Below are 6,505 nucleotides of genomic sequence, written 5' to 3'. Positions count from 1 at the left end.
CGCTGAAAAACAAACGAGGGAAGGTTCAAACATGGGTCAATTCTAAATGGAAATATCACCCCAAACCGGGTCACTTCTCAGCGGCAATCAACAAGCTGCTCACAAGCGCAGCCTAACAGCGCCGTTTTGGTATCGGGGTGTGGCTTAATGCGTGAAAACCGCGTCCCGATCATGCTCACCGATGACGAGCTGAATGACATCGATAACTGGCGATACGAAAACCGAATTGCCACCCGATCCGAAGCAATCCGCCGACTGGTCGCCATGTCCATGGTTCGTGAAATCGCCTTAGCCAAAATCATCAAAAGATCGGGAGAAACCCATGCGTGACCTTATCGAAGACATCGCTGGCTTTGTTGCCGTTTCAACCTTCATCGCAACGTTTGCAGTATGGGCCGGGTATCTGGCCGAGAAAGTAGGTTAACCATGAGTGATGATATTTTAGGCTCAGCATTGGAGCAAGACCTTCTCGTTTGTGCCAATTGCGGATGCGAATATACACATCATTTCAAGGTTGAGGTCTTTCATAGGAAAGAGGATGCGGACACCGGGCATAAGGTCGTCATAGGCACGAATGCAGATGGCGAAGCACCTTGCACAGACAAATTGACGTTTACTCTTAATGCCGACGTGGCGGTAAACGGTCATTTCGGACCATCAGCAAGGCGGCATGGCCTTATTATCAGCTACATCTGCGAAGAATGCCAAAAAGTATCTGGCATCGCTATTTACCAGCACAAAGGGCAAACCTTCCTTGAATGTGGATGGGTCGGGGAGGCCGCATGACTGCCCTCCTCCAAGTAAGCGGCAAGCCACGCGCCCAGACAATCCACGTATCCGGTCACTATAGACAGAAGCCGGATCGGTTCACGCAACAAGTCATCCAGACAGCAATCCAGATGCAGAGCGAACTAGCAGCCGAAGACGCTGAATACGTCCGCGCTCTGGAAGTCGGGCTGGCGAATTTTTCGGGAGAGTGACGACATGCATATGGCAGAATTAACGATACACCATATCCGCAAGATCGAAGTTGTCTCGGCATTCCCTGATAACTTCAACAGCCGAGTAGTACGCATCACGAGCGATAATGGTGAGATAGAACTTACTCTGTTCGGTGACACAAATGCTCTGGACCTGCTGCCGCGCTCATCTGATTTCGTGGTCTATGGCAAGTCGGAGGCCGCGTGATGTCGAAGATCGAGGTTCGCGTAGATAGCCGGTATCCGCTATTCATCAGCGCAGACGCTGACAGCTTCGGCGCAGTGTTCGCACACATGAACAGCGAAGAACAGGTCGCAGTGTTTGCCGCCATGGTCCGTCATATGGAGCCTCACCAGACCCAGTGGGATTACATCGCCATAGAGCTTGAGAAGCCAGAGAACGAGCAGGTGCGCCGCACTTTGCGCGATAATCTTCTGTCGGGAGGTGATCGTGACTGACACCTTGCATGAGGATGGCGTCTACTTCGGGATGTCCGATGAGGAATATCATGCCGATCCTGCGCTCGGTTCTACCGGCCTGAAGAAGCTCATCGGTAACGCCCCGGATTTCTGGTGGGATAGCCCGATGAACCCGGCCCGTGACGATGACGACGACACACCGGCAAAGATATTCGGTCGCCAGCTTCACATGTGCGTTCTCGAAGGCGTGGAGAAGTTCAAGGCGCATCATGAGCCATTACCGGAACCTTCTGACTTTCCCGGTTGTGTGGTCACGTCTGACGAATTGCGGGCGTATCTCAAAAAGAAGTCGGCGGCCATATCTGGCACGAAGGACAAGCTTATCGACCGGGCGCTTCGGTATGACGATTGCCCCATCATCTTTGATCGCATTCTTGAGAGGGCGAAGAACTCCGACAAGACGCTTATCAAGTTCAAGGACTATTCAAAAATCCTTGCTGCATCGGCCTTCATCAAGGCGAACAAAACGCTGGCAAAGGCATTCGAAGGCGGGCAGCCGGAAGTCTCGGTGTTCTGGACCGTGAACGGTATCCGCTTCAAGGCGCGCATTGATTACCTTCAGATCAATTCGAATGTCGATCTTAAGTCTATCGCGAACAGAAGTGGGAAAGAGTTCAACCGGGCGTGTCGGGATGCGATGGCAACCTACGACTATATCGTTTCCGCCGGTCACTATTCAGACGGTCGCCGCCAGATGAAGGGACTATTCCGGGCTGGAAAGGTTTTCGGTCTGCCAGAAGGACAAGAGGACTGGCTGTCAAAGGTAGTCAGCAACCCGGTTTTCGCCTTCGTATTTGTGTTTTGGCAGAAGGAAGGCGCGCCCATATCACACGGTATCATGCTGTCGCCGGGTAATCCGCTGTTCGACCGCGCCGCAGAACGTATTGCCCAAGCCGTCGAGAACTACCGCCTGTTCATGGGCGAGTTCGGCACAGACACGGCATGGGTTCCATCCACACCACTTGAAGAATTGTCGGAAACGGACATGCCCGTTTGGTATCAGCAACGATTGATAGGTGCGTGACATGAAGACGATTGTACACAGCACCGCTCCGCAACCTTTCCCACGGTTGAAAGATGGTCGTATTCATCACCAGTTCAAGAATTTGACTGGACTTGTCTTTGGTCGCTTAAAAGTTCTGCATTATTGCGGATCGTATCAACAGAACAAATCGAAGATGTCGGCTTGGGCATGCGAGTGCTCTTGCGGGAATGTTGTTCCAGTAATCGGCATTTGCCTACTGAGCGGCACTACAAACTCATGCGGATGCTTGCAGAAGGAAAGGCAATTGCTTGCCGCCCGCACCCATGGAGAAGGTTCAGTAAAAAACAAATCCCTGGAATACAATTCGTGGGTGAGCATGAAAACACGATGCTTCAACCCGAAGTCAGACCAATATCATCTGTATGGAGGCCGGGGCATAACCGTCTGCACTCTCTGGGTCGATAGCTTCGAAAATTTCCTACACGACATGGGGCGTAGGCCAACGCCGCAACACACGTTGGATCGGATCGACGTGAATGGCGATTACACACCTGAAAATTGCAGGTGGGCTACCCCAAAAACACAAGCAAACAATCGCAGACCATACCGAAACACGCGTGAACGTGACGGTAACGGTCGATTTGCGTCAGGAGCGTGAAATGAACCAACTCGCAACACGTGAAACGTCTATCAATACCGTCTCTGTCTCCGCTGGCGCGACTGGATCAAACATCGCACCGCAGAACCTTGGCGAAGTGGTTCGCTTTGCTGAGGTGATGAGCAAGGCGGATATCGCCCTGCCAAAGCACCTTCGGAATAATGCCGGTGCATGTATGGCTGTGGCAATGCAGGCGCTGGAATGGCAGATGTCGCCTTTTGCGGTGGCGTCCAAGTCCTATTCGGTCAACGGCACAATTGCTTATGAGGCACAGCTTATCGCTGCCGTGGTCAATACCCGATCCGGCATCAAGGGCCGCCTTAAGTACGAATACAAGGGCACAGGCAACGATATGACGTGCACCGTGTCGGGTATTCTGGATGGCGAGACATACGAATACACTTCCCCATCTGTCGGCTCGATCACGACCAAGAACAGCCCGCTTTGGAAATCGGACCCGCAGCAACAGCTTGGATATTTTGCCGCTCGGTCATGGGCGCGCCGGTATGTGCCAGAAGTTTTGCTTGGCGTTTATGACCGTGAGGAAGCGCAGGACTTCCAAGGCGCTGACAATGCCAAGAACATCACTCCGGTTCAGACCGTTGCCGATCCCTTCGGAGACGAGCCACAGAGCGCGAAAGTCGAAGAAGCGGAGATTGTTACCGAAGAACCCGAAACGCCAGCCAGCGAGCCGGATACAGGCGAACAGGGCGCGTCTGAACCATCCTTTACCGATGCTGATGCAGATGCCTGGGTATTGAAATCGGTCAACATGCTTATCGCCTCGGCAATGATCGGCGGCGACATGGAAATTATGCGCAACCAGTACCGTGTCGTCAAACAGAACGCACCGGAAAGGGTAGATCTTCCGACAATGGGCCGCGTGAACACCGTGTCGATGTTCTTGGCGAAAGTCATGGATGGCGAAGAGGAGTTCGACAAGGCGCGGATTGCCAACCTGTCGAAGCTTAGCGCGGAACAAATCAACGATCTGCCGGAGGTGAACTAATGGCCCGCACCGTTAAGGAATGGATCGGCAAGAACGACGATGCTGCTATCCCTGATGCAGTAAAGCGCCGCATCGTAAACCGTCAGGATGGCTGTTGTGCATTGTCGAGTAAGCCATTCGGCCCCGGCAACAAACCGGAATTCGATCACAAGGTCGCGCTCTGGCTAGGCGGAGAGCATCGCGAAAGCAATCTCCATGCGATTTGCAAGGAAGAGCACACGGCCAAGACCAAGGCTGAAGCCACTGTGCGCGCCAAGGTGAACCGGCAGCAGGATAAACACCTGGGTATCAAATCGCCGTCTTCAAAGCTTGCCACCAAGGACAAGCAGCCAAAACGCCTCACAAAGCCCCTCCCTCCCCGTAAGCGCGACATATTCGGTCGCCCTGTTAGCGAAGGTGCGAGAGCATGACCGAGAAAAACTGGAAATGGTATTCCGGCGACAATAACGAAAGCTATTCGTTCGGGCCGTTCGATACTCGCGAAGAAGCAATTGAAGAAGTGCGCGGCCTATATGGTGATGACGTGGGCGTCTATGTGACCGAGGCTTACAAAGAACCTCTCAAGCTATCGTCGTATATATCAAGAGATTTTGTCGAGACGCTTCTTGAACATGCTGAGGAATGCGTTGCCGATTTAGGTGACGAATATGGCGAACATCTCACGTTCGACGTGTCCCGCGAACAGCAAAAAGACCTGCGCGCTATGCTTACGGCCACCGTTAATGCTTGGCAGGAAAAGCACGGCCTGAAATTCACGACATGGTGTTTCACCGATACCCGGAACGAAGAATATATCGCGCCGGAGGTCCAGCCATGACCACCCTACCAGATGAAGCCGTGAAGGCGGAAGTCCAACTCGACCCGAATGCCGTCATTGCCGCCGTACGCGAGTGCGCTCGGATTACTGCGCCCGAGGTAACGGACGCGGAATTTGAAGCCCTTCGTGCCGACAATGATCCTTTGTATGCCAATACGACCCGCGACATGGAGCGGGCAATTCGGGCTTATCTCAGCGCTCTCCCATTCCTCTCCGTGCAAGTAGCTGTGAAGCGTCCTGTGAAGGCTCTGCCTAGCCAAGACGAACTGCGCACATTGCTGCGGTATGAGCCGGAGACGGGCAAATTATTTTGGCGCGAGCGTCAAGCCCATCAAATGAAGGGCATAGACCCGACAAGACGGGAGTGGGCCGCACGGCAATTTAACAGCCGTTACGCCGGTAAAGAGGCGTTTACGTCATCGGATAAACTTGGTTACCGGCATGGGAAGATCAATTGGCTAAATTATCAGGCGCATCGTGTCATCTGGAAGCTTGTCCATGGTGAAGACCCGCAGGTCATAGATCACATAAATCGCGATCCATCTGACAACCGCATTGTTAATCTACGCAACTGCACCATTGCAGAAAACAGCCGTAATTACTCCAAGACGAACAAAGCCTCTGGTTATCGCGGTGTGTGCTGGGTGAAGCGCGATAAGGCGTGGGCTGCTCGCATTTCCAATGGGCGCGGCGGGAAAGTAAGCCTCGGAAATTTCAAGAACGAAGTGGACGCAGCGCGGGCTTATGACGCTGCTGCAAGGTCTCTTCATGGCGAGTTTGCCACTCTCAACTTCCCTGACGAGGTGCAGATATGACTGTCGTAAAAAAACTGGAGTGGACGAAGGGTGTTGTCGATATAGCATCCCCGCATCCTGGCATGAAGTATGTCGCTTGTAACACAACGCCGAAAGGCTCGTGGGCTTGGTGGCTGGATCACGCGCCGGAAACTCGCGCTGTATTCACGTCGGAAGAAGCCGCCAAAGCCGCCGCACAGGCAGACTTTGAGGCTCGCATCCTCTCCGCGCTTGAGCCTTCCGCTCCCGATATGGGAAATCCCATAACGCTGACTTACACGAACTATCGCGGCGAAACCTCTGAGCGTGCCATCACGCCTATTCGGCCTTGGTTCGGTTCAACCGAATGGCACCCGGAACCGCAATGGCTCTTGCGGGCGTATGACCACGACAAGGGTGCGGAACGTGATTTCGCTCTTAAGGATTTCGGCTATCTGGCCCCGGCCCCGCGTGCGCTGGCGTTGGAGGAAGCGGCGCGACTTGACGCGGCAACAGCAGCGCTGATTTCGCTGACCGAGGCCGGTATTCCCACGGACGTGCATGAACTGCTTATCGTTGGTGATCCTTCACGCGGTATAGCGCCCGGTTCTCTTTCTAAAGCAATTGCCACGGTTCTCCGCTCCCTATCCTCCCCGGACCATGCCGACGCCGGTAAGGTCGAGGTGGATGGCTGGTTGCCGATTGAGACAGCGCCGAAGGATGGGACGCACATTCTCGCAATCCTATATCGTGATGCTTGCTCCGATATGGATGACATCCATAGAGCGTCGTTCAGCGAGGTC

Annotated in this window: 11 protein-coding genes; all 11 read left to right on the top strand. The window is 53.7% G+C overall.

Translation table 11 applies throughout. The features are described 5' to 3' along the window. Positions 1–147 precede the first annotated feature (147 nt). Positions 148–330 (top strand): hypothetical protein, encoded by a 183-nt coding sequence (locus tag FGI60_RS26020; protein ID WP_138787567.1) that lies wholly within the window; start codon positions 148–150, stop codon positions 328–330. Positions 331–426: 96 nt separating this feature from the next. Then, positions 427–786: a hypothetical protein gene (locus FGI60_RS26015; RefSeq protein ID WP_138787566.1), complete on the top strand. Its 360-nt coding sequence runs from the start codon at positions 427–429 to the stop codon at positions 784–786. Then, positions 783–980: a hypothetical protein gene (locus FGI60_RS26010; RefSeq protein ID WP_138787565.1), complete on the top strand. Its 198-nt coding sequence runs from the start codon at positions 783–785 to the stop codon at positions 978–980. The genes FGI60_RS26015 and FGI60_RS26010 overlap by 4 nt, the downstream gene beginning before the upstream one ends. 4 nt (positions 981–984) lie before the next feature. Further along, entirely contained in the window at positions 985–1,188 is a 204-nt protein-coding gene (locus FGI60_RS26005; protein WP_138787564.1) for a hypothetical protein, read from the top strand. Next, positions 1,188–1,439, top strand: coding sequence for a hypothetical protein (locus FGI60_RS26000; protein ID WP_138787563.1), 252 nt, complete (start codon positions 1,188–1,190; stop codon positions 1,437–1,439). Before FGI60_RS26005 ends, FGI60_RS26000 begins: the two co-directional genes overlap by 1 nt. Continuing rightward, complete coding sequence (locus tag FGI60_RS25995; protein ID WP_138787562.1) at positions 1,432–2,484, top strand: PD-(D/E)XK nuclease-like domain-containing protein; 1,053 nt, start codon at positions 1,432–1,434, stop codon at positions 2,482–2,484. Before FGI60_RS26000 ends, FGI60_RS25995 begins: the two co-directional genes overlap by 8 nt. Positions 2,485–2,981: 497 nt before the next feature. Continuing rightward, positions 2,982–4,112 (top strand): recombinase RecT, encoded by a 1,131-nt coding sequence (locus FGI60_RS25990; RefSeq protein ID WP_138787561.1) that lies wholly within the window; start codon positions 2,982–2,984, stop codon positions 4,110–4,112. Beyond that, a complete protein-coding gene (locus FGI60_RS25985) occupies positions 4,112–4,522 on the top strand; it encodes an HNH endonuclease (RefSeq protein WP_210238476.1) in 411 nt (136 codons plus the stop codon). Before FGI60_RS25990 ends, FGI60_RS25985 begins: the two co-directional genes overlap by 1 nt. After that, entirely contained in the window at positions 4,519–4,929 is a 411-nt protein-coding gene (locus FGI60_RS25980) for a hypothetical protein (RefSeq protein WP_138787560.1), read from the top strand. The genes FGI60_RS25985 and FGI60_RS25980 overlap by 4 nt, the downstream gene beginning before the upstream one ends. Further along, positions 4,926–5,744 (top strand): HNH endonuclease, encoded by an 819-nt coding sequence (locus tag FGI60_RS25975; RefSeq protein WP_171058862.1) that lies wholly within the window; start codon positions 4,926–4,928, stop codon positions 5,742–5,744. The genes FGI60_RS25980 and FGI60_RS25975 overlap by 4 nt, the downstream gene beginning before the upstream one ends. Next, positions 5,741–6,505: hypothetical protein (locus tag FGI60_RS25970; protein ID WP_138787558.1), on the top strand; the 765-nt coding region annotated here is incomplete at its 3' end. The genes FGI60_RS25975 and FGI60_RS25970, both read left to right, overlap by 4 nt.

It is taken from the genome of Brucella haematophila, from assembly GCF_005938105.1.
GTDB classification, from domain to species: domain Bacteria; phylum Pseudomonadota; class Alphaproteobacteria; order Rhizobiales; family Rhizobiaceae; genus Brucella; species Brucella haematophila.
The sequence above is the reverse complement of the archived record's forward strand: the minus strand, read 5'-3'. Positions and strand labels throughout refer to the sequence as shown.